This window comes from Streptomyces sp. NPDC042201 (assembly GCF_055582185.1).
The window spans coordinates 259,729-285,969 of the sequence record NZ_JBVJDS010000001.1; the positions used below are offsets into that span (position 1 = coordinate 259,729).

The following is a 26,241-nucleotide window of genomic DNA, read 5'->3' on the forward strand; positions in this document are numbered from 1 at the left end:
GGCCCAGGAGGACCTAGGTCCTGTACGGCGGATCGGACCTAGTTGGCTGCCGCCACCAGCTCTTCGATGGAGTCGTGGCGGATCCGCTCCGAGGGAATACCGGCGCCCTTGAGCGCGTCGAGACTGCTGCGGATCATCCCGGGCGGGCCGGACAGATACGCGTCGTACTCATTCCAGGGGCCGTAATCGCGTACGGCCTCCGGAAGCTGTCCCGTGAGACCGAAGCTGGGGCCCTCGGCGACCACCGCGCGCACGGCGAGCCAGGGATGCTCGTTCTCGAGCCGCAGCATCGTGTCGATGTCGTACAGGTCCTGATCATTGCGCGCGCCGTAGAAGACCTCGACCGGGCGCCGGTGCCCGTGCTCGGCGACATCCTCGACGAGTGCCTTGATGGGCGCGATGCCGGTGCCGCCGCCCAGGCAGAGCAGGCCGTTGTCCGTGCTGTGGTCGACGGTCATCGAACCGGCCGGGGGCCCGAGGCGGAGGACATCGCCGGGACGGGCGTGGTGGACCAGGGCGTTGGAGACCCAGCCGGCCGGGACGGCCTTGACGTGGAAGGCCAGCAGACCGTCCGGGCGCGGCGCCGAGGCGAAGGAGTAGTGCCGCCAGACCCGGGGCCACCATGGGGTCTCCAGGCTGGTGTACTGCCCGGCGCGGAACGGATACGGCTGGTCGGGGCGGACCGTGACAATGGCGATGTCCGAGGTCCGCAGTTCATGCGAGACCACTTCCGCCTGCCACCAAGCAGGAGCGTGCAACTCGTTCTCCGCCGCCGCGTCGATCATGATCTGCGAGATGGTGGTGTACGTCCTGACCCAGGCGTCCTCTGTCGCGTCGTCCCAGGTGGTGACGGCGTAGCGGGACAGCGCGCCCATGAGGGCCTCGCCGACGGCGGGGTAGTGCGAGGCCTGGGTGCCGTACTTGCGGTGTCCACGGCCGAGTTGCCGGAGATAGCCGGTGAGGACGGCCGGGGAGTCCATGTGCTCGGCCGCGGTGAGCAGTGCCTTGAGGAGCCGGTCACGCTGGGCGTCCATCGCCACGGGGAACAGGTTGCGCAGATCGGGGTGGCGGACGAAGAGCAGCGAATAGAAGTACGAGGTGACCTGGTCGGCGACGGGAGCGATCTCCGCCAGGGTGCGGCGGACGAGGGCCGCGTCGGGGGATGCCTGGGGATCGGCGGCGGAGGCGGCGAGGGTCACGGCCAGCGAGGGAGCCGCGGCTTCGGGGGGCAGCGCGGCCGAGACCGGGACTTCCGGCGGCAGCGCCGCGCCACGCGGCTCGGCGCCAGGCACCGCGGAGGGCTGTGTGGCGGGGGGTTGTACGGGGTCGTGATGTGCGAATTCCGGTCGCGCGTCGGCAGAGCGTACGGCGGCTTCCGCGGCCGCTTCGGAGAGCGGTCCGCCGGCGCTGTCGACGCCGCTGTCGGCCGTGGTGGCCGGGCCGTCATCGACCACTGGATGGGCGGCCGGTGTGTCGCCGCCACGGAGTCCCTGGTTGCGCGGGCGGAAGGCGTCGGGGACGTCGTCCGCCGCTGCCGGCTGCCGGGGGGCGGTCTCCTGCGGGTCCTGCGCTGCGGGGTCCTCGCGCCGGGGCGGCGCGGGACGGGTCGCCCCGGAACCCCTCGGGCGGATGGAGGCAAGGGAGCGGCTCGGGACGGGTATTCGGTCCCGGCCCGCCTCGTCTGCCGCACCGCCCGTCGTCCCGGAGTCCGGTCGGCCTTCGCCGCTCGGGGCCCTGCGAGCGGCGAACCAGCCGCCGCCTCCGCCGTCTCCGGAAGTGCCCTTGTCGGCCGACGTGGTGGTCGGAGCGTCCATGGTGTGCCTCGCCTCGAACATCTTTCGGTCGGTCTGCGCACTTCCGCTGGCCCGGAATACGCTAGCAATTCCCCGCTCTGACTAGGACTGTTGACAGCACACACTAACCTCCGCCATGCCCCCAATTCGGGCAGGAGGCGGAGGAATGTGACATTGTCCGCAGGTCCCGTTGTCGCAGCATGACAGGCCGTACCATCGCGCGGGACAAAGAGCGCGAAGTCCGGTCATCCGCACCGGATTTACCGTTAGGCTTCATTGCTCCCGTGCCCATTCGGCGGCTTCCGGACGCGTTTTCCGCGACACCTCAAGGGTCAGCGTATTACTGCCGGGGGCTCTCCAGTTAGTTTCTGAGGCGTACGAGTTCATAGGCCTCGCGCAGATCGCCTCCCGTGTACGCGTGCGTGGCAAGCCCCGACAGATGGTGATCGGCATTCACCGCCACCGCCCTGGGCACCGCCGCGAAGATCTCCGAGTCCGACATCGAATCACCGTAGGCAACGCAGTCGTCCAGCCTCAACCCGAACTCTGCACACAGCCGGTCCGCGATCTTCACCTTCGCGGCCGGGTTGAGAATGCCCGTCCGGTCGACCGGCTCGGTGAAAGGCAGCACCGGCCAGCGTGAGCCATGGGCGGCGTGCGCTCCCCAGTCCAGCAGTCGTGCCACAAAGAAGTCGGGCGAGAGGGAGATAACGGCACAGTAATCCCCTTGACTCCGAATGTCCGCCCAGACCTCGCGGATGCCGACCAGCCAGGGCGCACCCTCGAAGGCCGCAGACACCTGAGCCGTGGTGAGGTCGGCCCACAACTCCCGGGCCCGCACCGCGAACTCGTCCGGCGCCAGCCCCCGGGCCAGGAAGTCGCGCTCCAGCTCGGCGATTTCGGTGCTCAGCCCCAGCTGCCGGGAGATCTCCACAGCGGCGGCCGAACCGCGGATGAGCGTTCCATCGAGGTCGAAGAGATGCAGTCTGCGTGGGCTCGCCATGTACGCCGAGATTAGTACGTGCGACTACTCCCGTGGGCAGACGCCCTTGCGCGGGCCGGAAGGCACCGTGTTTCACGTGAAACAACTCAAGCGGCCCGCCCGCCGGGCCCTGCTCGTCGTCCATGTCGCCGCCTCCGTGAGCTGGCTCGGGCTCACCCTCGGTCTGCTGACACTCGGCGTCACCGCCTTCATCACACACGACCCCTCCACCACGCAGGCCGCTTACCGCGCCATGAAGATCTTCGCCGACTGGCTGATCGTCCCGGTCGGCCTGCTCGCCCTCGCCAGCGGACTGCCGCTCTCACTCGCCACCCCGTGGGGCCTGGCGCGGCATCGCTGGGTGTGGACCAAGTTCTGGCTCACCCTGGTCACTCTCGCCGCGACGGTCTTCGCGCTGCGTCCGGGCATCAACGACGCTGTGGGCGCCGGAATACCCGACAGCAGCCTGATCGCGGCGCCTTCGGTGGCCACCTCCGCCTATCTCTTCATGACGGCGATCTCGGTGCTCAAGCCCTGGGGCCTCACCCGGCGCGGCCGGCGCCTCCAGGTCTCGGCGACTTCCCGCAAAAGGGTGGACGAACGATCACCGACTCCGACAGCCTGATCTCCATGCCGACACCTTTCTCCGCTCTCCCGATCCGGCCGCTGACCAGGGGTGACCTCATGTCCTGCGCGGACCTCGCCGAGGACCGCGACTGGGCGCGCGAGGAGCACAAGTGGGGCTTGCTGCTGACTGCGGGGACCGGATATGGCATCGATGATCCGGCGGGCAAGGGACTGGCAGCGGTATGCGTCCTCACCTCCTACGGTCCGGATCTCGCCGCCGTCGGCATGATGCTCGTCGCCGGGCGGTATGCCCGGCAGGGTCTCGGACGCCGGCTGATGGCCCATGTGCTGCACGAGGCCGGAGACATCCCGCTCGCGCTCTACGCCACGCGGGACGGCCGTCCGCTCTACCAGCAGCTCGGCTTCACCGACGCGGGCGCGGCGGAGACGGTCCGCGGGCGCTTCCGGTCCCCGCAGAGCGCGCCGCGGGTAATGACCCGTGCTGCGGCCGCCGATGACCTGGCCGCCCTCGTACGCCTGGACACCGAGGTCTTCGGGGTGGACCGCACGCATGTCCTCGCCCGGCTCCCCGCCTTCGCGGACCGGCTGAGGGTCGCTGAGGCCGGCTCCGGGATCATCGGATACGCGGCGGCTTGGCCCACGCGGACAACGGATGTCATCGGCCCGCTGATCGCCCGGGACACCGAGACGGCGAAGGCGCTGATCTCCTCACTGGCCAAGGATTCGGACCGGCCGGTGCGCCTGAACATCGACGTACGCCACGAGGAGCTGCTGACCTGGCTGAAGGAGCATGGCCTGGAGCAGGACATCCTCACGACGGTCATGGCCTACGGCACCCTGGACCTGCCGGGCGACTGGACCCGCCGGTTCGCGCCGCTGAGCCTGGCGACAGGCTGATCACCTCCGCCCACAGGGCTGAGCACCGCAACCCGGATAAAATAATTGCAAGCGCGGTATATTGCGATCGTCCCCTATCCTGGAGTCAAGGCCGCTCCGGACGATGGAGGACAGACGCATGACAGCGACGGACCCCGCACTCACCGCTCTCGCTCAGGGCTGGGTGGCTCTCTCCCTTCTGCACGGGAAGATCGAGGCGCATATCGAGCGCGCACTCCAGTCCGGGCACCATCTGAGCGTCCGCGAGTACTCCCTGCTCGACGTCCTCAGCCGCCAGCACACCGGGCCGGGCGGCCATCTGCAGATGAAGCAGGTCGCCGACGCCGTCGTCCTCAGCCAGAGCGCCACCACGCGGCTGGTCACCCGCCTCGAAGACCGTGGCCTGCTGACCCGCTATCTGTGCGACACCGATCGCCGCGGCATCTATACCGATGTCACGGACGCCGGCCTGGCCCTGCTTGCCGAGGCCCGCCCCACCAATGACACGGCGCTGCGCGAAGCCCTCGACGAAGCGGCGAAGAATCCCGAGCTGGCCCCTCTCGTCAGGACCGTCGAGGAGCTGAGGATCCCCGCCTAATGCCCTCGGGCGTAGTCTGCGGATCATGAGCGATCTGGAGATACGGCCTGCCGCGCCCGATGACATCCCCGCCATCGTCGCGATGCTCGCCGACGATCCGCTGGGCGCGGAGCGCGAGTCCCCCGACGATCTCACCCCGTACATCGCGGCGTATGAGCGGCTGGCTCGCGACCCGAACCAGCATGTGATGGTGGCCGTACGCGACAGCCGGGTGGTCGGGACGCTCCAGCTCACAATCATCCCCGGACTGTCGCGGCGCGGCGCCACGCGCTCGGTTATCGAGGGCGTACGTATCCACGCCGACGAACGCGGCAGCGGGCTCGGCAGTAGGTTCATCGAGTGGGCAGTCGACGAATCCCGCAGCCGCGGCTGCCAATTGGTCCAGCTGACCTCTGACGCCAGCCGCTCCGATGCCCACCGCTTCTACGAGCGGCTCGGCTTCACCGCCTCTCATGTGGGCTTCAAACTGCAGCTCTGAACCGAGGAGTCCGCCGTGCAGCGCATCAGCGACGAACAGCGACGCCGCCGACTCGGACGGCGTCATCTGCTGGCCCCGTCCGTACGGGCGCAGGCACCGGTGGCGGTCGCGGACGCGCTCGTCGCACTGCACGCCACCGATGCGGCGACCGTCTTTCTCTCCGCCTGCGCCCGGCTCGCCGATGCGAGCGTCGAAGCGGTGGAGCGCGCACTGTACGAAGAGGTGGGGCTCGTCAGGCTGCTCTCCATGCGCAACACCCTGTTCGCCGTCTCCGCGGAACTGGCCCCCCATGTCGACGCCTCGACGGCGCGTGCCATCGCCGCCAAGGAACGCAGGACCTTGGTAAAGCATCTGACGGAACCGGTCAACGGGCTGGACGAGCGCTGGCTCGCCGAGACCGAGGCGGCGGCCCTGGCCGTCCTCGGCGCACGCGGTTCCGCCACCGGCAGCGAGCTGTCCGCCGCCGTCCCTGCCCTGCGTACGAAGATCACGGTCTTCCCCGGCAAGAAGTGGGAAGCCGTTCAGGGTGTCGCCAGCCGGGTCATCCGTGTGCTCGCCGCCGATGGACGCATTCGCAGGGACCGGCCACGCGGCTCGTGGACCTCCAGCCAGTTCCGCTGGATCGCCTCCGAACCCTGGCCCTCCGGCTCGGCCGCCGATTCACGTGCGGAGCTGGCCCGGCGCTGGCTGCTCTCGTACGGGCCGGGCACCGAGGCCGATCTGAAGTGGTGGACCGGGTGGACCCTGACCGAGGTCCGCACAGCCCTGGCCGCGATCGGTGCCGAGGAGGTCGCCCTCGACACCGGCACCGGTTTCGTGGCCGCCGGCGACACGGCTCTCGAATCGCCGGTGGAGCCCTGGGCCGCACTGTTGCCCGGCCTCGACCCGAGCGCCATGGGGTGGGCCGACCGAGACTTTCACCTCAACAAGGACCACCGCCTCGCGCTCTTCGACCGGTCGGGGAACATCGGCCCGACCGTGTGGTGGAACGGCTCGATCGTCGGCGGCTGGGCGCAGCGCGCGGACGGCGAGGTGGTGTGGCGCCTGCTGACCGACCCCGGCAGCGACGCCGCCACCGTCATCGAGGCGGAGGCGGCCCGGCTGTCGGCCTGGGTGGGCGAGGCCCGGATCACACCCCGCTTCCGCACCCCGCTGGAGCGGGAACTGATGGCCTGAGAGATCCGGCCTCGCCCGTTTCACGTGAAACATCCGGCCTGTTTCACGACGGCAGGCCGCGCCACCCTTCCTTGTCGACACCGCCGGGCACATCCCCCTCGGGGTCGTACGGCTCCCGGGTAAAGACAAACGATCCAAGATCGAGATGGCTCACGGAGCCGTCCGGCCGCCGCATCACACGCAAGGTCTCCCCTACGTAGTAGCCGTCGAGTCCCTTCCAGCTGCCGTCGGGCTGTACGACGAAGCGGGAACCACGTCCGTTGCCGCGCAACGGATGCAGTTCCAGGCCACGGTCCGCCGCCAGCTTCAGTCCGAAGGTGTTCGCGCCCCAGTACCACGGTCCGGTAAGGCCCAGCAGCGCCTGGTCGATCTCGGGGAGCGGCCTCCATGGCTCGGGGATCCGCGGCTCCGCATCCGCCACGATGGAGACGAGATCGGCGGCGACCGCACCGACGAGTGGCCCCGAGGTGACATTCGCGAGTGCCACCGCGGCCACCCCGTCCTCCACGCACACCCACAGACCGGCGAGAAAGCCCGGCAGCGAACCCGTATGGCCGACCAGCGTCCGCCCGCCCCGGCGGGCCAGTTGCGTGCCGAGACCGTAGCCGCCGTCCCACTGGCCGGCCTCGGGCGGCACGGACGGCGTCCGCAGTTCCTGTACGGACGCCGCGCTCAGGACCTTCTCGTCGCCCTCGGCGAGGAAGACGGCGAAGCGGCAGAGGTCGGCGGCGGTCGACCAGAGCTGGCCGGCCGGGGCCATCAGACCGAGGTCCTCGGCCGGTTCTGGCAGCATCGCATCGGCCCAGGGATGCACGGCCCAGCCGCCGGCGTGCGGGGCGACGGGCTGCGCGCTCGTACGGTCCAGGGACAGCGGCTCAAGGACCTCGCGCCGCAGCACCTCCTCCCAGGAGGCTCCGCGCACCGCCTCGACCAGCGAACCGAGCAGCGTGAAGCCCGGATTGGAGTAGTGGTGCAGCCGCCCGGCAGGGTGCAGTACGGGCCGTTCGCCGAGGACGTCGGCGAGTTCGGGGCGGAGCGTGCCCGGAGTCCGTTCCCACCAGGGCGCCGGGGACTCCGCGGCCAGACCCGCGCTGTGCCCGAGGAGCTGGGCGATGGTGACCTCACCCACCCCGGTGCCCGGAAGGTGCTTCTCCAGCGGGTCATCGAGATCGAGCAGCCCTTCGTCACGCAGGCGCAGCACCAGAACGGCGGTGAAGGTCTTGGTGATCGAGCCGATGCGGTACTGGGTGTCGGTGTCCGGGGCGTGCCCGTCCACACAACTGCGCGAGCCCGTCCACACCATCCGCCCCTCGCGTGCCACCGCCGCGACGAGTGAGGGCGCGCGTCCCTCCGTCTGGGCGCGGGCGATGCGATGGAGCAGGGCGCGTTGCGTACCGGGCAGCAGGTCTTCCGTGCGTGAGGTCATGCCCCAGATCTACCGGTGCCGCCCCGCCGAGTCGACTACTTTTCACCCGCGCCACTGCGGGTACCCGGGCAGGTCGACGCGCGTTGCGCGACGCTTGCGGGCCGCCCCGTATACGTACTCCTACGTACGTCCGAGTCGTATGCCGGGGAAGGCTGACCGTGGATCTTCGCTACTGGCTGCCGCGCGCGGTGGATGTCGCCGAGCAATGGGGCGACCGGTTCGGCCCCTTCGAGGCGCACGCGGCGCACCGGATCGGCGACGAGGCGTTCGCGGACGCGTTCGGCCTTTTCGCCAAGCGGATGGAGGACAACTACCCGTTCTTCCATCCCCGGTACGCGGGGCAGATGGTGAAGCCCCCGCATCCGGCGGCGGTCGTCGGCTATCTCACGGCGATGCTGTTCAACCCCAACAACCACGCGGCCGAGGGTGGTCCCGCGACCACGGAGATGGAACGCGAGTGCGTCGCCGCGCTGGCGGAGATGTTCGGCCTCCCCGCGCATGTCGGGCATCTGACGACCAGCGGGACGATGGCGAACCTGGAGGCGCTCTATGTGGCCCGCCGGCTGCATCCGGACCGGGGAGTGGCCTACAGCTCGGAGTGCCACTACACGCATGAGCGGATGTGCGAGGTGCTGGGCGTCGAGGGCCACCGGGTGCCGGTGGACGCGCACGGCCGGATCGAACTGAACGCCCTGGAAGACCTGCTGAAAACCGGCCGGGTCGGCACGGTGGTGGTGACCACGGGCACCACGGGTCTCGGAGCCGTGGACCCGGTGCACGAGGTGGTCCCGCTGGCCCGGCGCTACGGAGCACGGGTGCACGTGGACGCGGCGTACGGCGGCTTCTACGCGCTGCTCGGCCGGCCCGACGCGCCCGAGGGGATCGATCCGAGGCCGTGGCAGGCCATCGCGGAGTGCGACTCGGTCGTGGTGGACCCGCACAAGCACGGGCTGCAGCCCTACGGCTGCGGGGCGGTCCTGTTCCCCGACCCGCGTGCCGGCCGGCACTTCGCGCACGACTCGCCGTACACCTACTTCACCGATGCCGAGCTGCACCTGGGCGAGATCAGTCTGGAGTGCTCGCGGGCGGGCGCCGCGGCCGCGGGCCTGTGGCTGACCCTTCAGCTCCTCCCGCTGACCCCCCAGGGATTCGGGGCGATCCTCGCGGCCAACCGTCGCGCGGCGCTGCGGTGGGCCGATCTGCTGGAGGCATCGGACGCGCTCGAGCTGTACCAACGGCCCGACCTCGACATCGTCAGCTACTTCCCGACGACCCGGCCCGCTTCGCTGTCCGCCATCGACGCGGCGTCCGGACGTCTGCTGCAAGGCGGCATGACCGCTCCCGAGGAGCCGGTCTTCCTGAGTGTGCTGCGTACGGACGCCGAGGCGTTCGTACGCCGGCATCCGCGGATCATCCGCGACGCCGATGCGGCACGGGTGATGCGCAGTGTCCTGATCAAGCCGGAGGCCGAGCACTATCTCGACCGCCTGCACGCCCGGGTGGAGCAGCTCGCCGTCCGCGGCGAAGGGCGGTAGCGCACGGCCCCCGCACCGCCTTCCGGAGGGAACCGTTGTCCACGACCGAACGTCCGCCGCGTGGTGTCCTGAGCCGTCCTGCCAGGTCCGACACCGACGCCCTCGCCGCGCTGCTGGCAGGAGCCTTCCATGACGATCCGCTGACCCGCTGGATCATTCCGGACGGCCGCCGCCGGGCAGAACTCCTGCCCGGTTTGTTCCGTGTCTTCATCGATGTCTCCCACGACTACGACGGGGTGGCCACCTCGCCCTGCGGAAACGCGGTGTTGCTGTTCCTGCCACCCGGGGCCTCGGAGGAGGTGGACCGGCGCGAGGACGAGCTGGAAGAGCGGTTCACCGCTGTCCTCGGCGAGCACGCCGAAGCGCTGGGGACCATCGTCCGCCTCCAGGCCAAGCACCATCCGACGGAGCCCGCGCACTTCTACGCGTCGTTCGCCGCGGTCAGTCCCGCGCATCAACGCCGAGGCCTGCTGACCGGACTGCTGGCCGGACTGATCGAGCGAACCGACCGTGAAGGCTGCGGCGCGTACGCGGAGGCCAGCTCACCCGGCGGTGCGGCGCTGTGCCGGCACCAGGGCTTCCGCCGGCTGGGCGAAGACATCGTGCTGCCGGACAGCGGTCCTTCGCTCCGGCCGATGTGGCGGGATCCACGGTGAGGGGCGACGAGCAGATCCACTTCTGGTCCGCGGGCGAAGTGGCGCGCGGCGAGGTCCCGGAGCAGCATCTGCCGTATCTGCGCGAGGTGCTGGAGTGGAGCGGCGACTTCCTCGTGTCCGCCCACCCGGAGCTGGGCCGCAGCGGCCCCGTGTGCCCGTACACCCAGCCTTCGCTGCGCAAGGAACTGTTCCATCTGGCGGTGCCGGCCGACACGGAGGACGCGGACCTGTCCTCGGCCGTCGGCTCGTTGCGGGCCTGGTACGAGAAGCTGTCGACCGACTTGGACGAGGCGGACCAGGAGCTGCTGACGCTGCTGCTGGTACTGCCCCGGTTCGACCGGTCGGACTCGGCCGAACTGGACGAGCTCCAGCGCAAGGCCAAGGACGAGTTCGTGGCCGACGGGCTGATGATCGGCCAGTTCCATCCGGTGTGCGAGGAACCGGGCCTGTGGAACGCCGTGTTCCGACCGCTCCGGGCGCCGCTGCCGTTGCTGGCGGTGCGTAAGCTCCTCGTCTTCGACCTGCCGTTCCTGCTCGGCGACGATGTGCACATGGACCACTATCTGCGCCGATTCGCCCCGGACATACCGGCCAGGGTCCGCGGCCAGCTGGTCAGCCGGGTGGTGTCCTGACCTACTGGTACCAGAACACCGCCCACGCACGGAAAGCCGGTGCCCGCCTCCTGTCCCCAGGACCCCGGGCACCGGCTTTTCGCACCCCGAACCACCCGGTAGCCCCCCAGGAGATCACGATGGCACCCGACCGCACGAGCACCGCGACGGGACCGGTCCCGGCATGCCACAGGCAACGGGCAGCGGACGGATCGCCTGGGAGGCACTGCCTGACGAGGTGACAGCTCCGATCGAGCGACTGCTCGGCAGCAAGGTGGTCAGGGCGGTCAGCCAGCCGGGCGGATTCTCCGAAGGCCTCGCCGCGCGCGTGCGTCTCGCGAACGGCCGGCGGGCGTTCGTCAAGGCGGCGAGCTCGCTGACGGCGCCAGCGGTGGCGGAGCACCATCGCAGGGAAATCGCGATCTCACAGCGGCTTCCCCGGGAGGTACCGGCGCCGCGGTTGCTGGAGGCGTACGACGACGGGGTCTGGGTCGCGCTGGTGTTTGAGGAGATTCCGGGGCACCTGCCCGCCCAGCCGTGGCAGCGGGACGAACTCGACAGGGTGCTCGCGGCAGTCACCGATGTGGCAAGGGTCCTGACACCGTCCCCGGTCGACGCGGCGTTCCTGGGCAAGCCGCGGCTCGGAGGCTGGCTGGCGCTGGCGAACGAAGGCGGCGTCAAGCAGGCAGAAGCGCTGTCGCCTTGGGCGGCTGACCATTTCGACGAACTCGCCTCACTCGAGGAGAACGCTTCACTGGCCGGCGACACCCTCCTGCACGGAGACCTGTACCCCTTCAACATCATGCTGACCGCGGAGCGCGTCTTCGTCATCGACTGGCCTCACGCGTGGATCGGGGCCCCTCACTGCGATGTGGTGACGCTGCTCTCGAGCGCCTCACTCAGCGGCGTGGACCCACAGCCGATCGCCGACAGCCACCCGTTGACCCGCGACCTCGACCCGGTCCGGATCAATGAGGTGCTCGCGATGCACGCCGGATTCCTCCTCCGAACCGCAGGGTTGTTCGGACCGGCGGCCGATCCCCACATCGTCAACATGATGGTCGCGTTGGGCCTCGCCTCGCTGCGCTGGCTGCGAGAACGCCTCTGATCTCGCGACCCATGGCACAGGGCGCCGTGCCGGCCAGCGGGTTCTCGGGCAGTGTGTGCAGGCATGACGACGTTTTCCGACGAGAGCATCCACCCGTTCCGTGTCGATATCCACCAGGACGAGCTGGACGATCTCCACGAGCGCCTCGACCGCACCCGCTGGCCGGACGAACTGCCCGGAGTGGGCTGGGCATACGGCGTTCCGCGGGACTACCTCAAGGACCTCGTGAGGTACTGGCGGCACACGTACGACTGGCGTGCCGCGGAAGCCCGGTTGAACCAGTGGCCGCAGTTCACCACCACGATCGACGGGGCGAATATTCACTTCGCCCATATCCGGTCGCCGGAGCCGGCTGCGACCCCGCTGGTCATGACACACGGCTGGCCGGGCTCGATCGTCGAGTTCACCGAGGTCGCCGGTCCGCTCACCGACCCGCGAGCCCACGGCGGCGACCCCGCCGGCGCGTTCCACCTGGTGCTGCCGAGCATTCCCGGGTTCGGGCTGTCCGGGCCCACGAGGGACAAGGGCTGGGAGTTCAAGCGGGTCGCCGGCGCGTTCGCCGAGCTGATGGAACGCCTCGGCTACGAGCGGTACGGAGTACAGGGAGGTGACTGGGGGGCCGGCATTTCCCGCGAGCTCGGCCGGACCCGGCCCGACCGGGTCATCGGCGTACACCTGAACCTGCTGCCGAACTCAGCCGCGACCCAGGACCCCGGTGCGGACGAACTGGACGCACTGGACCCCGCCGAGCGCCGGCGCACGCTCGCCTCCTGGGAACGCATGCGGGAATGGAGCCGTGACCGCCAGGGCTACGCCGACATCCAGTCCACCCGGCCGCAGACCCTGGCCTACGGCCTCACCGACTCGCCAGTGGGCCAACTGGCCTGGATCGCGGAAAAGTTCAAGGAGTGGACCGACTCCCGCGACCGCCTCGAAGACGCCGTCAACCGCGACCAGATGCTCACCAACGTGATGCTGTACTGGCTGACCGGCACGGCCGGCTCGTCCGCCCGCATCTACTACGAGCGCGCGCACGCAGACTACTGGGGCACGCCTCCTGAGCCCTCGGCAACGCCGACCGCGCTGGCCGACTTCCCGCACGACAACTTCATTCCGCTGCGGCACATCGCGGAGCGGACGAACAACATCGTGCAATGGACGAGTTACGACCGGGGCGGCCACTTCGCGGCCATGGAACAGCCGGACCTGCTGGTAGGCGACGTAAGGACGTTCTTCCGATACGTGCGCGACCTCTGACGGAGCCACCCCGGGTAACCCAGGTTCGCCGGCCGCCCAGCACCCTGCTCACCACTGGACCAGTTACCGGCCGAATGCCTGGGCCGCTTCTTGATCGACAGTGGTGTCGTGCTCTGACAGGGTCAGTGGATGCGGATACCCAGACAGGCAGCCAGAGTCGCGGTGCTGGACCCGGCAGGGTCGGTCTTCATGCTCCGGTATGACAACGAGGAAGTCGGTGTCCACTGGGCGATGCCGGGCGGTGGCATGGACCCAGGTGAGACTCCGCAGCAGGCGGCCGAGCGTGAGCTCCGCGAGGAGACGGGGTGGACCGACATCAAGCTCGGCCGCACCGTGTTGTGTCTTTGGGAACACGACTTCACCAGGGCCGGCGTCCCAGTTCGACAGCGCGAACATATCTTCCTCGCACATGGCCCCTATCGTGACCCTGTCGGTGACCTTGCTGCCTCGCATGCCGCAGACAAGATCCTCCATTGGCGGTGGTGGTCGCCGGACGAACTGTCCGGTGATACGGAGCCGTTGTGGCCGCCGCAGCTGCCGGAACTACTCGCCGGCGTGAGGAGGAGCGGTCCGCCAACAACACCGATCGACCTTGGATACGTCCGGAACGGGGCGGTCGGCTAGGGCTGACCGTCGCGTATGTAGGGTCTCAAATCGCACGACATGTAGCATTTATTTGGTTTCTGCGCGTTTAGGTGAGGTTGCGTCGTCCCAACGCGTCAGCGCCGACCTGGTGCGTGGGCGGTACCGGTCCGGCCGTTCGGCCGCGCGTCACCTGGAGATGCGGGCTTCGATGCCGTCAAGCAGGAAGTCGAGGCCGATCCGGAAGGTGTGGTCGGCGTCCAGGTGGGCGGCATCGCGCACCACCGTGGCCAGCGCGGGGAATCGGCCGGTGGCGAAGGTCCGCTCCAGATAGGGCCCGAGTGAGGCCTGCCAACGCTTCTCGTCCATCCCGGTAGCCCGCTCGGCACGCCGCTCGGCGATCTCCCGACGCACCGCGCCGATCACGTACGCGTCGACCGCGGTGACCACCGGCATGATGGCGTCCACATCAACGCCGCCCAGCGCGGCCACGACGGCCTCCCCCCTGGTCAGCGCGTGCGGCCCGAGCTGCGGTCGTCCACCGAGCAGATCGGCGAGCCATTCGTGCTCGTGAGCGGCGCGCCGGGTGGTTTCGGCAAGAGACCGCAGCACCTCCCGCCAGTCGTCTCCGACCGGCCGGATCTCGGCGTGGACCGCGTCGACCATCAGGTCGAGCAACTCTTCCTTGCTGGCGATGTAGCTGTACAGCCGCATCGGCCCGACGTCCAGCGCGGTGGCGACCTTGCGCAGCGACACCGCCTCCAGGCCGTCCGCGTCGGCCAACTGGATCGCCGCTCGCACGATCCGCTCTCGGTTCAACGCGGCCGGCACGGGTCGATTCGGTGGCTCCGGCCTCTCCCACACCAACATGCCGCTTACAGTACATCGCATCGGGCGATACAGTGTATCGATCTGTACGGCGTATCGAGGAGAGGCAACCATGACCATCGCCATCGTCGGAGCCGGCCTCGGCGGCCTGGCTCTCGCCCGTGTGCTGCATGTGAACGGCATCGACGCCGTCATGTATGAACGTGAATCGTCACGCGGTGCGCGCGGTCAGGGCGGCATGCTCGACATCCACTCCGGCCAGCGGGCGCTGCACGAGGCCGGTCTGATCGACCAGTTCTACGCGATTGCCCGTGGCGAAGGCCAGGACATGCGTCTTCTCGAGCCGGATGGCACCCTGCTGCTCCAGGAGGACACACCCGACGACGCCCCACTCGATCGACCCGAGGTCGACCGCGCCGATCTGCGCAACCTGCTGCTGGATTCCCTCCCCGAAGACATGGTGCGCTGGGGGCACACGTTCAAATCCGCCGACAACGGCCTGCTGCACTTCGCCGACGGCAGCAGTGCGACGTACGAGCTGCTGGTCGGCGCAGACGGCGCGCAGTCCCGGGTCCGCGCGCTGCTCACCGACGCCCGCCCGGCGCATATCGGCCAGAACATCGTCGAGGTCGGCATTCCCGACATCGACCGCACGCACCCCGACCTCGCGGCGATGGTCGGGCGCGGCAACTACTGGGTGCTCGGCAACGGACTGTCCCTGGCGGCGCAGCGCAACGGCGACGGCCGCGTTCGCATCGGCCTCAGCTTCTACAACACCGCCGAGGACTGGTTCGCCACCAGCGGGATCCCGTTCGACGACCCGGCCGCCGCCCGGGCGCGGCTGATCGACCTGCTCCCCGGCTGGGACTCACGGTTCACCGCGCTGATCGCGGCCTGCGACGACACGGTCGTGCCGCGGTCGATCACCACTCTCCCGGTCGGCCTGACCTGGCCGTCGACGCCAGGTATCACGCTGCTCGGCGATGCCGCGCACCTGATGCCGCCGGTGGGAGAGGGCGCCAACATGGCGTTGCTCGACGGCGCCCTGCTCGGTCTCGCGCTGGCCGCGCACCCGGACGACTTTCCCGCCGCCGTCAAAGAATACGAACGCGAGATGTTCGAACGCACCAGCGCTGCCGCCCGGATGTCCGCGGACATGCAGGAATTGCTGACGGCGCCGGACGCCGCCCAGAAAATGCTCGCATTCTTCCAACCTGGCCTACTGGGCCTTCCGACCAGCAGATGATGATGCACCTCGAAGCTGGATTGATCGATGCCATTTCCTCGGCGGAACGATGAGTCTGCGGCTGAGCCACCGAGCACGAGGACTACATGCGAGCTCAGATCGCGCACCGATGAGTTTCCCGCGCCGCGCCGGTCTGTACGCGTGAGACCGACTCACGGAAGGCTGGCGCCATGCGGAAACTGATCTACGGCATGAACCTGACCCTGGACGGCTACATCGCCGCGCCCGGCGACGACATCGGCTGGGGCGTGCCGAGCGACGAGCTGTTCCAGTTTTGGTCCGACCAGTTGCAGGCGACCGACCTGTCGCTGTACGGGTGCAAGCTGTGGCAGACGATGAGCTCCCACTGGCCGACCGGCGACCAGCAGCCCAACGCCACCCCGGCGGAGATCGAGTTCGCGCGCCGCTGGCGGGACATGTCGAAGGTGGTGTTCTCCTCGACGATCGACAAGGTCGACTGGAACACCCGCCTGGTCACCGGCGACGCGGTCGCCGAGATCACCCGGCTCAAGGCCGAGGACGGCGGCCCGATGGACATCGGCGGCGCGACGCTCGCCGGGGCGGCCATGCGGGCCGGGCTGATTGACGAGTACGTGCTGGCCACCGCGCCGGTCCTGGTGGGCGGCGGCACGCCGTTCTTCACCGCGCTGGACAACTGGGTGAACCTGAACCTGGTGGAGACGCGGACGCTTCCCGGCGGCGTGATCCTGACCAGGTACGAGACGAGGCGCTGAGCAGCAGCACCCACGCGCCAGTCTCACGGTGATGTCTTATACGACATCGGTACGACACGGCCCGTGAGATTACGACATCAGCCGCGAGACCCTACACGGCGGGATCAGGTCTGGGCCATGTCCACGAAGCGTGAGTAGTGGCCCTGGAACGCCACCGTGATCGTTGCTGTCGGACCGTTACGGTGCTTGGCCACGATGAGGTCGGCTTCGCCGGCGCGGGGTGACTCCTTCTCGTACGCGTCCTCGCGGTGCAGCAGGATCACCATGTCCGCGTCCTGCTCGATGGAACCCGACTCACGCAGGTCGGAGACCATCGGCTTCTTGTCCGTGCGCTGCTCGGGGCCACGGTTCAGCTGGGAGAGCGCGATGACCGGCAGCTCCAGTTCCTTGGCCAGGAGCTTGAGGTTTCGCGACATGTCCGAGACCTCCTGCTGGCGGCTCTCGGCCCGCTTCGAGCCACCGGACTGCATCAGCTGCAGATAGTCGATGATCACGAGCTTGAGCTCGTTCCGCTGCTTGAGGCGGCGGCACTTCGCCCGGATCTCCATCATCGAGAGATTCGGCGAGTCGTCGATGTAGAGCGGGGCCTGCGAGATGTCCGGCATACGACGGGCCAGCCGTGTCCAGTCCTCGTCCGTCATCGTGCCGGAGCGCATATGGTGCAGCGCCACCCGCGCCTCCGCGGACAGCAGACGCATGGCGATCTCGTTCCGCCCCATTTCCAGGGAGAAGATCACGCTGGGCAGATTGTTCTTGATGGACGCGGCACGGGCGAAGTCCAGGGCGAGCGTGGACTTACCCATGGCGGGGCGGGCCGCGATGACGATCATCTGGCCGGGGTGCAGACCGTTGGTGAGGGAGTCGAAGTCCGTGAAGCCCGTCGGCACGCCGGTCATCTCGCCGCTGCGCGAACCGATCGCCTCGATCTCGTCGAGCGCGCCCTCCATGATGTCGCCGAGCGGCAGATAGTCCTCGCTGGTCCGTTGCTCGGTGACGGCGTAGATCTCGGCCTGGGCGGAGTTGACGATCTCGTCGACGTCGCCGTCCGCCGCATAACCCATCTGCGTGATTTTCGTACCGGCCTCGACGAGCCTCCGCAGCACCGCCCGCTCATGGACGATCTCCGCGTAGTACGACGCGTTGGCCGCGGTCGGCACCGACTGGACGAGTGTGTGCAGATACGAGGCCCCGCCGACGCGCGTGATCTCCCCGCGCTTGGTCAGCTCGGCCGCCACGGTGATCGGGTCGGCCGGCTCCCCCTTGGCGTAGAGGTCGAGAATCGCCTGAAAGACGGTCTCGTGCGCCGGGCGGTAGAAGTCGTGCCCCTTGATGATCTCCACGACGTCGGCGATGGCGTCCTTGGACAGCAGCATGCCGCCGAGGACCGACTGCTCGGCATCGAGATCCTGCGGGGGCACCCGCTCGAAACCGGAGGATCCGCCGTCCCACGCGCCATTGTCACGGCCGCGGTCGTGCTGCTCCTCGCGGCCCCTTCCCTCACCGCGACGCTGCCGGGAGACAGGCAGACGGTCACTGGGTCCGGTGTCGGTCCAAGGGTCGTCCAATGGCTCGGGAATGCTCACCGGCCACCTCCTCACGTCCGCTCCGCGGACCTCGCCGTGCCAATCTTTCTACGGCACGACACTGACAAAACGAGAGGGCTGACTCCGGTTCCGGCGCGTCGGACGCCGGTCCACGGTAGGCCCGTAGGCACCGTCAGCCAATCTGGTTATCCACAGGCCATGTGGACGACCGACCAGATGCTGTGGAGAACTCACACGAACCTGTGCACGGACCGGGGGACAGCACTGTGGACAAACTCATAGCGACCCCGAGCCGACCGCTCTGACCTGCCCTTTTTCCGTCCACTGGCTGTGGGGAAGAAAAACTTTCCCGACTGGACCAAGATCAGAACAAACACCGCACAGCAGAGCCCCCACCACCGGGCCAAGTAAGGACCAGAGGCGCATTGCGTCACTTACCTGTGGAAGATTAGATTGAGCGCATGACCCAGGCCCCCGCGCCATCCAGGACAGGACGCCGACGGCACGATCGTGAGATCGTCGCCCTCGCCGTTCCCGCCTTCGGCGCCCTCGTCGCCGAGCCGCTTTTCGTGATGGTCGACAGTGCGATCGTCGGCCATCTCGGCACCCCGCAACTCGCCGGGCTGGGGATCGCGGCGGCCCTGCTGACCACCGCGGTGAGCGTCTTCGTCTTCCTCGCCTACGCCACCACCGCGGCTGTCGCCCGGCGGGTCGGCGCGGGCGATCTCCCGGCCGCCATCCGTCAGGGCATGGACGGCATCTGGCTCGCGCTGCTGCTCGGTGCCGCCGTCATCGCCGTCACGCTCCCTACCGCACCCTGGCTCATCGAACTGTTCGGAGCGTCGGACACCGCGGCCCCGTACGCCATCACGTATCTGCGTATCTCCAGCCTCGGAATCCCCGCCATGCTGGTCGTGCTGGCCGCCACCGGTGTCCTACGCGGGCTCCAGGACACCCGGACACCGCTGTATGTCGCCATCGGCGGGTTCGGCGCCAACGCGGCGCTCAATGCCGTGTTCGTCTACGGCGCCGGACTCGGCATCGCCGGCTCCGCCTGGGGCACGGTGATCGCCCAGTGCGCCATGGCCGCCGTCTATCTGGTGGTCGTCGTACGGGGCGCACGCCGGCACGGCGCCTCACTGCGCCCCGATGCCGCGGGGATACGGGCGAGCGCACAGGCCGGCGTACCGCTGCTGGTCCGTACGCTCTCGCTACGCGCGGTCCTGATGATCGCCACCGCGGTCGCCGCGCGGCTCGGTGACGCGGATGTCGCCGCCCACCAGATCATTCTGTCGCTGTGGAGCCTGATGGCCTTCGCGCTCGACGCAATCGCCATCGCAGGACAGGCGATCATCGGCCGCTACCTCGGAGCCGGCGACACGAAGGGCGCCCGGGAAGCCTGCCGCCGCATGGTGGAGTGGGGGATTGTGTCCGGTGTGCTGCTCGGCGTCGCGATCGTGCTCGCGCGCCCGCTCTTCATCCCGCTGTTCACCGGTGACCAGACGGTACGGGACACCCTGCTCCCGGCCCTGCTCGTCGTGGCCATCTCCCAGCCGATCGCAGGAATCGTCTTCGTACTGGACGGCGTGCTGATGGGAGCGGGGGACGGCCGGTATCTCGCGGGAGCCATGTTGGCGACACTGGCGGTCTTCGCACCGGTGGCGCTCCTTGTCCCCACCCTCGGCGGCGGGCTGACTGCCCTGTGGTGGGCCATGGGCCTCATGATGGCGGTCCGCATGCTCACCCTCTGGCTGCGCACCCGCTCCGGCCACTGGCTGGTCACCGGCGCCACCCGCTGACCGGGAGCGTGCACCGCCCCTTCAGGCGAAACATTCCGAGTGTCCGTTTCACGTGAAACATGGCCCCACCCAGAATGGCGAGAGGGCCGCACCCCCTGCGGGATGCGGCCCTCTCCATGCTCTGCCGAGCGCAGCGCTTACGCGGCGATGACCTCGATGCCGAGCTTCGCGGCGACCTCGGGGTGCAGACGCACGGACACCTGGTGCGAGCCCAGGGTCTTGATCGGCGCACCGAGCTCGATGCGGCGCTTGTCGACGTCCGGGCCACCGGCAGACTTGATCGCCGAAGCGAGGTCGGCCGGGGTGACGGAGCCGAAGAGACGGCCGGCGTCGCCGGAGCGAACAGCCAGACGCACCTTCACGCCTTCGAGGCGGGCCTTGATCTCATTGGCCTGCTCGATGGTCGCGATCTCGTGGATCTTGCGGGCGCGGCGGATCTGCGCCACGTCCTTCTCGCCACCCTTGGTCCAGCGGATCGCGAAACCACGCGGGACCAGGTAGTTGCGAGCGTAGCCGTCCTTGACGTCAACGACGTCGCCAGCGGCACCGAGGCCAGAGACCTCGTGGGTGAGGATGATCTTCATGATTCGGTCACCCTCCCTTATCGCGCGGTGGACGTGTAGGGCAGCAGCGCCATCTCACGGCTGTTCTTGACAGCCGTGGCGACGTCACGCTGGTGCTGCGTGCAGTTGCCGGTAACGCGGCGGGCACGGATCTTGCCACGGTCGGAAATGAACTTCCGCAGCATGTTCGTGTCCTTGTAGTCCACGTACTGGGTCTTGTCCTTGCAGAATGCGCAGACCTTCTTCTTAGGCTTGCGCACCGGCGGCTTCGCCATGGTGTTTCTCCTGTGTGATCAAGAAGTGGGGTACGAGCCCGCCCTTAGAAGGGAGGCTCGTCCGAGTAGCCGCCGCCGGAGCTTCCGCCCCAGCCGCCTCCATTGCCCCCGCCGCTCTGCGGCTGCTGCTGGCCGCCACTGGCCGGCGCGCTGGTGGCCCACGGGTCGTCGGCGGGAGCACCGCCACCGCCCTGCTGGCCACCACCACCGGGGCCGCCGCCCCAGCTGCCGCCGCCGCCCTGCTGGCCGCCGCCGTAACCGCCCTGGCCACTGCGACCGGTGGTCTTGGTGACCTTGGCCGTGGCGTTCTTGAGACTGGGGCCGACTTCCTCGACATCCAGCTCGTAGACCGTGCGCTTGACGCCCTCGCGGTCCTCGTAGGACCGCTGCTTCAGCCGGCCCTGCACGACAACGCGCATGCCTCGCTGAAGCGACTCGGCGACGTTCTCCGCCGCCTGACGCCAGACCGAGCAGGTGAGGAACAGGCTGTCGCCGTCCTTCCACTCATTGGTCTGACGGTCGAAGGTGCGGGGAGTGGACGCGACGCGGAACTTCGCGACCGCCGCACCGGACGGGGTGAAGCGCAGCTCGGGGTCGTCGACGAGATTGCCGACGACCGTGATGACGGTCTCGCCTGCCATGGGTGAACCTCTCGGCGGGGATTGCTTCTGGCTGCTTGCTGCTACTCGAACCCGATGACCTCTGAGCTAGGAGCTCAGTGGGTCTCGGGACGGAGGACCTTGGTCCGGAGGACCGACTCGTTCAGGTTCATCTGTCGGTCGAGCTCCTTGACGACCGCAGGCTCGGCCTGCAGGTCGATGACCGAGTAGATGCCCTCGGGCTTCTTCTTGATCTCGTAAGAGAGACGACGACGGCCCCAGGTGTCGACCTTCTCGACCTTTCCGCTGCCCTCACGGACAACGGAGAGGAAGTTCTCGATCAGCGGGGAGACTGCTCGCTCCTCGAGATCGGGGTCGAGGATGACCATCACCTCGTAGTGACGCATGTGGAACCCACCTCCTTTGGACTCAGCGGCCACGGTCGTTCCGTGGCAGGAGGGTCGTGATGCGTAAGCAACGGTATCGGCCGCCACTGACAATCCCGCTCGACGTGCGAGGGATCGTGTTCTGGCCTGGGCAGACACCGGTGCAGACCGTACAGACTACCCGCTCACTGCCTTCCGCTTGAAATCCGGCCGCCCTCGGACGCAATCTGTACACATCGGGTGTGTGCGGCGCTACGATGCGCCGCCTTCCGGCAAAGCCAGGAGGTGCCACATGGCACAGGCAATGCGACCGAACTCCGCGACCTCTCTCTTCGCCACGGACGGCAAGCGTCATCCGCTTCAGGACACTCTGATGGCGGTGACGCTGGCACTGGGACTTCTCGCCCTCATCACGGCGGGCTTCTACAACCTCCACCTGATCAGCTCGTGGGCCGGGCTGGTGGGGATCCTGACCGGCGCGTACGCACAGTTCATCTCCGTGACGACCCGTGAACGCTTCCTGACCATCGTCGGTCTGGGGGCCTCAGCGGTCGGCTTCTTCCTCGGAATGGCGCACGGCGGACTGTTCGGAGGGATCATCGGCTAGCCCCTGTCCGGTCAGGACCTGGCCGTCCGGGCAGACGGGGCGCTCCATCGGCGCAGTAGGCTTCGGCGCGAGAGCCGGAGCCCCTGTATCCATGGGGACACACCTGCCGAGGAGCGCCCCGCATGAGCCTGACCCTGAGGACCATCAGCCGCGAGCAGCATCTGGCGTACATCCAGAGCCTGCCCGCGGCGAGTCATTGCCAGGTCCCGGCATGGGCTGACGTCAAGACGGAGTGGCGCTCCGAGAACCTGGGCTGGTTCGACAAGAACGACCAGCTCGTCGGGGCCGGACTGGTGCTCTACCGGCAGCTGCCCAAGATCAAGCGGTATCTGGCGTATCTGCCGGAGGGCCCGGTGATCAATTGGTACGCCCCCAATCTGGACGACTGGCTCCAGCCCATGCTGGCGCATCTCAAGCACCAGGGCGCCTTCTCGGTCAAGATGGGGCCGCCGGTCGTCATCCGCCGCTGGGACTCGACCGCGATCAAATCCGGTATCCAGGACCAGGACGTCAAGCGCCTGCGCGATGTCGAGGCCACGCACATCGAGCCGCGCGCCTTCGAGGTGTCCGACCGGCTGCGCAAGATGGGCTGGCAGCAGGGCGAGGACGGCGGCGCCGGCTTCGGTGACGTACAGCCGCGCTATGTCTTCCAGGTGCCCCTGGCGAACCGCTCGCTGGACGATGTCCTCAAGGGCTTCAACCAGCTGTGGCGGCGCAATATCAAGAAGGCCGAGAAGGCCGGCGTCGACGTCGTCCAGGGGGGCTACGAGGACCTGGCCGAGTGGCAGCGGCTGTACGAGATCACCGCCGAGCGCGATCACTTCCGGCCGCGCCCTCTGTCGTACTTCCAGCGCATGTGGACCGTCCTGAACACCGAGGACCCCAACCGCATGCGTCTCTACTTCGCGCGTCACGAGGGCGAGAACGTCGCGGCCGCGACCATGCTGATCGTCGGCGGCCATGTCTGGTACTCCTACGGCGCCTCCGCCAACCACAAGCGTGAGGTCCGGCCCTCGAACGCGATGCAGTGGCGGATGCTGCGCGATGCCTACGCGATGGGCGCCACCGTCTACGACCTGCGCGGCATCTCCGATTCGCTCGACGAGACCGACCACCTCTTCGGACTGATCCAGTTCAAGGTGGGCACCGGCGGCGAGGCCGTCGAGTACATCGGCGAGTGGGACTTCCCGCTCAACAAACTGCTCCACAAGGCGCTCGACATCTACATGTCGCGCCGCTGACCGCGATGACGGGCCGGCGGACATTTCCGTAAGCCCCGCGACTTTCCCCAGACCACTCATAACCTTCATACACCGCAGCCACGAGAAAGGTTCCGGACCGGCATGGCGCTCTCCCTCTACGTCGACACCGCGCGCTGGCGGGCGCACCAGAAGTCGGTCATCGAGCAGTTCCCCGGGCTCGTCCCGGTCTGCAAGGGCAATGGCTACGGCTTCAGTCATGAGCGTCTCGCCGACGAGACCACCCGCTTCGGCTCCGACACGCTCGCCGTCGGCACCATCTACGAGGCCGCCCGGATCAAGGACTGGTTCAGCGGCGACCTTCTCGTCCTCACGCCCTTCAGGCGCGGCGAGGAGCCGGTACCGCTGCCCGACCGCGTCATCCGTTCCGTCTCGTCCGTCGACGGTGTGTTCGCGCTGGTGGGCGCACGTGTCGTCATCGAGTGCATGAGCTCCATGAAGCGCCACGGCGTCAAGGAGGAGGAGCTCGGCCAGCTGCACGCGGCCATAGAGGACGTACGGCTCGAAGGCTTCGCCCTGCACCTCCCGCTCGACCGTACGGACGGCTCCGACGCGGTCGAGGAAGTCATCAGCTGGATGGACCGGCTGCGCGCCGCGCGCCTCCCCCTGCACACCATGTTCGTCAGCCACCTGCGCGCCGAGGAGCTGGCCCGGCTGCAGCAGCAGTTCCCGCAGACCCGCTTCCGCGCCCGCATCGGTACGCGGCTGTGGCTCGGTGACCATGAGGCGACCGAGTACCGCGGCTCCGTCCTGGACGTCACCAGGGTCACCAAGGGCGACCGGTTCGGCTACCGCCAGCAGAAGGCCGCCTCGGACGGCTGGCTGGTGGTCGTCGCCGGGGGCACGTCCCACGGCGTCGGTCTGGAGGCCCCCAAGGCCCTGCACGGCGTGATGCCGCGTGCCAAGGGCGTCGCCCGGGCCGGCCTGGCCACGGTCAACCGCAACCTCTCGCCGTTCGTCTGGGACGGCAAGCAGCGCTGGTTCGCCGAGCCGCCGCACATGCAGGTGTCGATCCTGTTCGTGCCCGCGGAGGCTCAGGAGCCCAAGGTGGGCGACGAGCTGGTGGCCCATCTGCGGCATACGACGACCCAGTTCGACCGCCTCGTCGACCGCTGACGCTCCCAGCTCCCAGCTCCCCAGCCGGCCCGCGAGGGCCGCTGACAGCCCCGCGGACCGCTCGGGCGGCCTCAGAAGCGGCTCAGGCGGCCCCCGGCGGCCGTACCCCCCACTCGACCCGCGGTCCCTCCACCGCCTGGGCCGTGTGCTGCGCCGGACGGGTCGCCTGTCCCAGTACAAACACGTCCGCCGCGCCGTCCAGCACGCCGCCCGAGGGGTCGTCCGAGCCGTCGCTCCGTACGCCGTCCCGTTCCGGCTTCAGGATGTCCCGGACGATCAGCGCGCACAGATACAGCGTCCCCAGGAGATGTACGGCGATGGCGAGCTGATACCCCTCGGTCGGCAGTCCCCGGTGGTCGTCGCCGCTCGTCGTGTACGCGAGGTACATCCAGATCCCCAGGTAGTACATGACCTCGCAGGCCTGCCAGATCAGGAAGTCCCGCCAGCGCGGCCGGGCCAGGGCGGCCAGCGGAACCAGCCAGAGTACGTACTGCGGCGAATAGACCTTGTTGGTGAGGATGAAGGCCGCGACCACGAGGAAGGCGAGCTGCGCGAAGCGCGGCCGGCGCGGCGCCGACAGGGCGAGCGCCCCGATACCCGCGCATGCCAGCAGCATCAGCAGCATCGCGTAGGTGTTGACGGTTCCGACATCCAGGGACTTGCCCGTGCGCTGTGTGATGATCAGCCAGAAGGAGCCGAAGTCGACCGACCGCTCCTGGCTGAAGGTGTAGAACTTCTTCCACCCCTCGGGCGCGAGCACCATCACCGGCAGATTCACCACCAGCCACGCCCCCGCGGTTCCCAGCAACGCCGTTCCGAACTCCCGGAGCTTCCCGGCCCGCCAGCACAGGACGAGCAGCGGCCCCAGGAGCAGTACGGGATAGAGCTTGGCGGCTGTCGCGAGCCCGATGAGGATGCCGAAGGCCAGGGCCCGGCCGCGTGACCACATGAGCATCGCGGCGGCCGTGAGAGCCACGGCGAACAGATCCCAGTTGATGGTGGCGGTGAGCGCGAAGGCGGGCGCCAGAGCGACCAGCAGGGCGTCCCAGGGGCGACGGCGATGGGTGCGGGCGACGCAGACCGCGATGACCGCGGCGCAGATCATCAGCATCCCCGCGTTGACCATCCAGTACATCTGCTCGCGGTACTGGATGGAGCCGCCCGGCGTCAGCCAGGAGGCGACCTCCATGAAGACGCCCGTCAGCACGGGGTACTCCAGGTACTCCATGTCGCCGCTCAGCCGGTCGAAGTACGGCACCAGGTCGTCGGAGAAACCCCGCCCCAGGAAGAGGTGCGGAATGTCCGAGTAACAGGCGTGGGTGTACTGCGAGCTGGTGCCCCGGAACCATGCCCAGTCGTAGCACGGCATCTTCTGCGCCATGCCCAGCGCGAACATCCCGATCGCCACCAGTGCGACGACCCGTACGGGCGTGAGCCAGCTGCTGCCGTACCAGGCCCAGCGCCCGACAGGTCCGCCGATCAGCTCGCTGCCGGCCGCGGCGATCTCGTCCCGCCGGGTGGGCGGTACGACCGGCCGGTCCTGGTGCACGGTTGTCTCTTCTGCGCTCGGCATGCCGCCCATCCTGCCGTACGCGGCCGTGGACGCGGCGAGGGCCGCC

At 68.7% G+C, this 26,241-nt stretch carries 27 protein-coding genes; 17 read left to right on the forward strand and 10 right to left on the reverse strand.

From position 1 onward, the window contains the following. Positions 1-38 precede the first annotated feature (38 nt). Both ACZ6MZ_RS01100 and ACZ6MZ_RS01105 read right to left on the reverse strand, forming a co-directional pair. On the reverse strand, positions 39-1,814 hold the full coding sequence (locus ACZ6MZ_RS01100; protein WP_469349031.1) for a globin domain-containing protein: 1,776 nt from the start codon (positions 1,812-1,814) through the stop codon (positions 39-41). Positions 1,815-2,154: 340 nt separating this feature from the next. Continuing rightward, positions 2,155-2,796 carry an HAD family hydrolase gene (locus tag ACZ6MZ_RS01105; protein WP_469349033.1) on the reverse strand — a complete coding sequence of 214 codons (642 nt, stop codon included), beginning with the start codon at positions 2,794-2,796 and terminating at the stop codon, positions 2,155-2,157. A gap of 76 nt (positions 2,797-2,872) precedes the next feature. Between ACZ6MZ_RS01105 and ACZ6MZ_RS01110 the strand changes: the two genes are divergently transcribed. From ACZ6MZ_RS01110 to ACZ6MZ_RS01130, 5 genes are all read left to right on the forward strand, one after another. Next, positions 2,873-3,400: a DUF2269 domain-containing protein gene (locus ACZ6MZ_RS01110; RefSeq protein ID WP_469349035.1), complete on the forward strand. Its 528-nt coding sequence runs from the start codon at positions 2,873-2,875 to the stop codon at positions 3,398-3,400. Positions 3,401-3,405: 5 nt separating this feature from the next. After that, positions 3,406-4,260 (forward strand): GNAT family N-acetyltransferase, encoded by an 855-nt coding sequence (locus tag ACZ6MZ_RS01115; RefSeq protein WP_469349037.1) that lies wholly within the window; start codon positions 3,406-3,408, stop codon positions 4,258-4,260. 118 nt (positions 4,261-4,378) lie between these two features. Next, positions 4,379-4,837 carry a MarR family winged helix-turn-helix transcriptional regulator gene (locus tag ACZ6MZ_RS01120; protein WP_384178209.1) on the forward strand — a complete coding sequence of 153 codons (459 nt, stop codon included), beginning with the start codon at positions 4,379-4,381 and terminating at the stop codon, positions 4,835-4,837. 25 nt (positions 4,838-4,862) lie between these two features. Then, entirely contained in the window at positions 4,863-5,315 is a 453-nt protein-coding gene (locus ACZ6MZ_RS01125; protein ID WP_469349039.1) for a GNAT family N-acetyltransferase, read from the forward strand. A gap of 15 nt (positions 5,316-5,330) precedes the next feature. Beyond that, a complete protein-coding gene (locus tag ACZ6MZ_RS01130) occupies positions 5,331-6,491 on the forward strand; it encodes a winged helix DNA-binding domain-containing protein (RefSeq protein WP_469349041.1) in 1,161 nt (386 codons plus the stop codon). Positions 6,492-6,534: 43 nt separating this feature from the next. Here the strand turns inward: ACZ6MZ_RS01130 and ACZ6MZ_RS01135 are convergent, their stop codons facing one another. Then, on the reverse strand, positions 6,535-7,917 hold the full coding sequence (locus tag ACZ6MZ_RS01135) for a serine hydrolase domain-containing protein (RefSeq protein WP_469349042.1): 1,383 nt from the start codon (positions 7,915-7,917) through the stop codon (positions 6,535-6,537). A gap of 158 nt (positions 7,918-8,075) precedes the next feature. On the opposite strand from ACZ6MZ_RS01135, the gene ACZ6MZ_RS01140 reads away from it, so the two are divergent. From ACZ6MZ_RS01140 to ACZ6MZ_RS01165, 6 genes are all read left to right on the forward strand, one after another. Continuing rightward, a complete protein-coding gene (locus ACZ6MZ_RS01140) occupies positions 8,076-9,452 on the forward strand; it encodes a pyridoxal phosphate-dependent decarboxylase family protein (protein WP_389787726.1) in 1,377 nt (458 codons plus the stop codon). Between the two features lie 35 nt (positions 9,453-9,487). Further along, positions 9,488-10,108: a GNAT family N-acetyltransferase gene (locus tag ACZ6MZ_RS01145; protein WP_469349045.1), complete on the forward strand. Its 621-nt coding sequence runs from the start codon at positions 9,488-9,490 to the stop codon at positions 10,106-10,108. Then, positions 10,105-10,740 carry a DUF6875 domain-containing protein gene (locus ACZ6MZ_RS01150; protein ID WP_389787725.1) on the forward strand — a complete coding sequence of 212 codons (636 nt, stop codon included), beginning with the start codon at positions 10,105-10,107 and terminating at the stop codon, positions 10,738-10,740. Before ACZ6MZ_RS01145 ends, ACZ6MZ_RS01150 begins: the two co-directional genes overlap by 4 nt. A 163-nt stretch (positions 10,741-10,903) precedes the next feature. Continuing rightward, on the forward strand, positions 10,904-11,827 hold the full coding sequence (locus tag ACZ6MZ_RS01155) for an aminoglycoside phosphotransferase family protein (RefSeq protein ID WP_469349046.1): 924 nt from the start codon (positions 10,904-10,906) through the stop codon (positions 11,825-11,827). A gap of 63 nt (positions 11,828-11,890) precedes the next feature. Then, entirely contained in the window at positions 11,891-13,084 is a 1,194-nt protein-coding gene (locus ACZ6MZ_RS01160) for an epoxide hydrolase family protein (RefSeq protein ID WP_469349048.1), read from the forward strand. A 129-nt stretch (positions 13,085-13,213) separates the two neighbouring features. Continuing rightward, positions 13,214-13,708, forward strand: a complete 495-nt coding sequence (locus ACZ6MZ_RS01165; protein ID WP_469349049.1) for an NUDIX hydrolase — start codon at positions 13,214-13,216, stop codon at positions 13,706-13,708. Positions 13,709-13,855: 147 nt separating this feature from the next. On the opposite strand, the gene ACZ6MZ_RS01170 is transcribed toward ACZ6MZ_RS01165, so the two are convergent. After that, complete coding sequence (locus ACZ6MZ_RS01170; protein WP_469349051.1) at positions 13,856-14,536, reverse strand: TetR/AcrR family transcriptional regulator; 681 nt, start codon at positions 14,534-14,536, stop codon at positions 13,856-13,858. 70 nt (positions 14,537-14,606) lie between these two features. Here ACZ6MZ_RS01170 and ACZ6MZ_RS01175 point away from each other — a divergent pair, with 70 nt between their 5' ends. Together ACZ6MZ_RS01175 and ACZ6MZ_RS01180 are read left to right on the forward strand one after the other, a co-directional pair. Next, positions 14,607-15,740 (forward strand): FAD-dependent oxidoreductase, encoded by a 1,134-nt coding sequence (locus ACZ6MZ_RS01175; protein ID WP_469349052.1) that lies wholly within the window; start codon positions 14,607-14,609, stop codon positions 15,738-15,740. A gap of 170 nt (positions 15,741-15,910) precedes the next feature. Beyond that, positions 15,911-16,474: a dihydrofolate reductase family protein gene (locus ACZ6MZ_RS01180; RefSeq protein ID WP_469349053.1), complete on the forward strand. Its 564-nt coding sequence runs from the start codon at positions 15,911-15,913 to the stop codon at positions 16,472-16,474. Between the two features lie 104 nt (positions 16,475-16,578). Here the strand turns inward: ACZ6MZ_RS01180 and dnaB are convergent, their stop codons facing one another. Then, positions 16,579-18,039 carry a replicative DNA helicase gene (gene dnaB / locus ACZ6MZ_RS01185; RefSeq protein ID WP_389782924.1) on the reverse strand — a complete coding sequence of 487 codons (1,461 nt, stop codon included), beginning with the start codon at positions 18,037-18,039 and terminating at the stop codon, positions 16,579-16,581. Between the two features lie 440 nt (positions 18,040-18,479). On the opposite strand from dnaB, the gene ACZ6MZ_RS01190 reads away from it, so the two are divergent. Beyond that, positions 18,480-19,817 carry an MATE family efflux transporter gene (locus tag ACZ6MZ_RS01190; RefSeq protein WP_469349055.1) on the forward strand — a complete coding sequence of 446 codons (1,338 nt, stop codon included), beginning with the start codon at positions 18,480-18,482 and terminating at the stop codon, positions 19,815-19,817. Positions 19,818-19,954: 137 nt separating this feature from the next. Here ACZ6MZ_RS01190 and rplI read toward each other — a convergent pair whose 3' ends face one another. The 4 genes from rplI to rpsF all read right to left on the reverse strand — a co-directional run bounded on the left by rplI (position 19,955) and on the right by rpsF (position 21,661). Continuing rightward, entirely contained in the window at positions 19,955-20,401 is a 447-nt protein-coding gene (rplI, locus tag ACZ6MZ_RS01195; RefSeq protein WP_384178249.1) for a 50S ribosomal protein L9, read from the reverse strand. A gap of 17 nt (positions 20,402-20,418) precedes the next feature. Continuing rightward, entirely contained in the window at positions 20,419-20,655 is a 237-nt protein-coding gene (rpsR, locus tag ACZ6MZ_RS01200) for a 30S ribosomal protein S18 (RefSeq protein WP_003967857.1), read from the reverse strand. 44 nt (positions 20,656-20,699) lie between these two features. After that, positions 20,700-21,296 carry a single-stranded DNA-binding protein gene (locus ACZ6MZ_RS01205; RefSeq protein ID WP_384178252.1) on the reverse strand — a complete coding sequence of 199 codons (597 nt, stop codon included), beginning with the start codon at positions 21,294-21,296 and terminating at the stop codon, positions 20,700-20,702. 74 nt (positions 21,297-21,370) lie between these two features. Then, the gene (gene rpsF, locus ACZ6MZ_RS01210; protein WP_280887590.1) at positions 21,371-21,661 is read right to left on the reverse strand and encodes a 30S ribosomal protein S6; all 291 of its coding nucleotides are present in this window, start codon (positions 21,659-21,661) and stop codon (positions 21,371-21,373) included. A 271-nt stretch (positions 21,662-21,932) separates the two neighbouring features. On the opposite strand from rpsF, the gene ACZ6MZ_RS01215 reads away from it, so the two are divergent. The 3 genes from ACZ6MZ_RS01215 (at position 21,933) to ACZ6MZ_RS01225 (ending at position 24,622) form a co-directional block, all read left to right on the forward strand. Beyond that, positions 21,933-22,247: a hypothetical protein gene (locus ACZ6MZ_RS01215; RefSeq protein ID WP_384178256.1), complete on the forward strand. Its 315-nt coding sequence runs from the start codon at positions 21,933-21,935 to the stop codon at positions 22,245-22,247. A gap of 122 nt (positions 22,248-22,369) precedes the next feature. Beyond that, positions 22,370-23,488 (forward strand): lipid II:glycine glycyltransferase FemX, encoded by a 1,119-nt coding sequence (locus ACZ6MZ_RS01220; RefSeq protein WP_384178259.1) that lies wholly within the window; start codon positions 22,370-22,372, stop codon positions 23,486-23,488. Positions 23,489-23,590: 102 nt separating this feature from the next. Further along, positions 23,591-24,622, forward strand: a complete 1,032-nt coding sequence (locus ACZ6MZ_RS01225; protein WP_384178262.1) for an alanine racemase — start codon at positions 23,591-23,593, stop codon at positions 24,620-24,622. An 82-nt stretch (positions 24,623-24,704) separates the two neighbouring features. Here ACZ6MZ_RS01225 and ACZ6MZ_RS01230 read toward each other — a convergent pair whose 3' ends face one another. Then, positions 24,705-26,195 (reverse strand): glycosyltransferase family 87 protein, encoded by a 1,491-nt coding sequence (locus ACZ6MZ_RS01230; protein WP_469349058.1) that lies wholly within the window; start codon positions 26,193-26,195, stop codon positions 24,705-24,707. Positions 26,196-26,241 lie beyond the last annotated feature (46 nt).

Bases quoted from the DNA above. Each gene is read 5' to 3' on its own strand.
- ACZ6MZ_RS01100 (WP_469349031.1), bottom strand. From the start codon at position 1,814: ATGGACGCTCCGACCACCACGTCGGCCGACAAGGGCACTTCCGGAGAC.
- ACZ6MZ_RS01105 (WP_469349033.1), bottom strand. From the start codon at position 2,796: ATGGCGAGCCCACGCAGACTGCATCTCTTCGACCTCGATGGAACGCTC.
- ACZ6MZ_RS01115 (WP_469349037.1), top strand. From the start codon at position 3,406: ATGCCGACACCTTTCTCCGCTCTCCCGATCCGGCCGCTGACCAGGGGT.
- ACZ6MZ_RS01120 (WP_384178209.1), top strand. From the start codon at position 4,379: ATGACAGCGACGGACCCCGCACTCACCGCTCTCGCTCAGGGCTGGGTG.
- ACZ6MZ_RS01125 (WP_469349039.1), top strand. From the start codon at position 4,863: ATGAGCGATCTGGAGATACGGCCTGCCGCGCCCGATGACATCCCCGCC.
- ACZ6MZ_RS01135 (WP_469349042.1), bottom strand. From the start codon at position 7,917: ATGACCTCACGCACGGAAGACCTGCTGCCCGGTACGCAACGCGCCCTG.
- ACZ6MZ_RS01155 (WP_469349046.1), top strand. From the start codon at position 10,904: ATGCCACAGGCAACGGGCAGCGGACGGATCGCCTGGGAGGCACTGCCT.
- ACZ6MZ_RS01160 (WP_469349048.1), top strand. From the start codon at position 11,891: ATGACGACGTTTTCCGACGAGAGCATCCACCCGTTCCGTGTCGATATC.
- ACZ6MZ_RS01165 (WP_469349049.1), top strand. From the start codon at position 13,214: ATGCGGATACCCAGACAGGCAGCCAGAGTCGCGGTGCTGGACCCGGCA.
- ACZ6MZ_RS01170 (WP_469349051.1), bottom strand. From the start codon at position 14,536: ATGTTGGTGTGGGAGAGGCCGGAGCCACCGAATCGACCCGTGCCGGCC.
- ACZ6MZ_RS01175 (WP_469349052.1), top strand. From the start codon at position 14,607: ATGACCATCGCCATCGTCGGAGCCGGCCTCGGCGGCCTGGCTCTCGCC.
- ACZ6MZ_RS01180 (WP_469349053.1), top strand. From the start codon at position 15,911: ATGCGGAAACTGATCTACGGCATGAACCTGACCCTGGACGGCTACATC.
- ACZ6MZ_RS01190 (WP_469349055.1), top strand. From the start codon at position 18,480: ATGACCCAGGCCCCCGCGCCATCCAGGACAGGACGCCGACGGCACGAT.
- rplI (WP_384178249.1), bottom strand. From the start codon at position 20,401: ATGAAGATCATCCTCACCCACGAGGTCTCTGGCCTCGGTGCCGCTGGC.
- rpsR (WP_003967857.1), bottom strand. From the start codon at position 20,655: ATGGCGAAGCCGCCGGTGCGCAAGCCTAAGAAGAAGGTCTGCGCATTC.
- ACZ6MZ_RS01205 (WP_384178252.1), bottom strand. From the start codon at position 21,296: ATGGCAGGCGAGACCGTCATCACGGTCGTCGGCAATCTCGTCGACGAC.
- rpsF (WP_280887590.1), bottom strand. From the start codon at position 21,661: ATGCGTCACTACGAGGTGATGGTCATCCTCGACCCCGATCTCGAGGAG.
- ACZ6MZ_RS01215 (WP_384178256.1), top strand. From the start codon at position 21,933: ATGGCACAGGCAATGCGACCGAACTCCGCGACCTCTCTCTTCGCCACG.
- ACZ6MZ_RS01220 (WP_384178259.1), top strand. From the start codon at position 22,370: ATGAGCCTGACCCTGAGGACCATCAGCCGCGAGCAGCATCTGGCGTAC.
- ACZ6MZ_RS01225 (WP_384178262.1), top strand. From the start codon at position 23,591: ATGGCGCTCTCCCTCTACGTCGACACCGCGCGCTGGCGGGCGCACCAG.
- ACZ6MZ_RS01230 (WP_469349058.1), bottom strand. From the start codon at position 26,195: ATGCCGAGCGCAGAAGAGACAACCGTGCACCAGGACCGGCCGGTCGTA.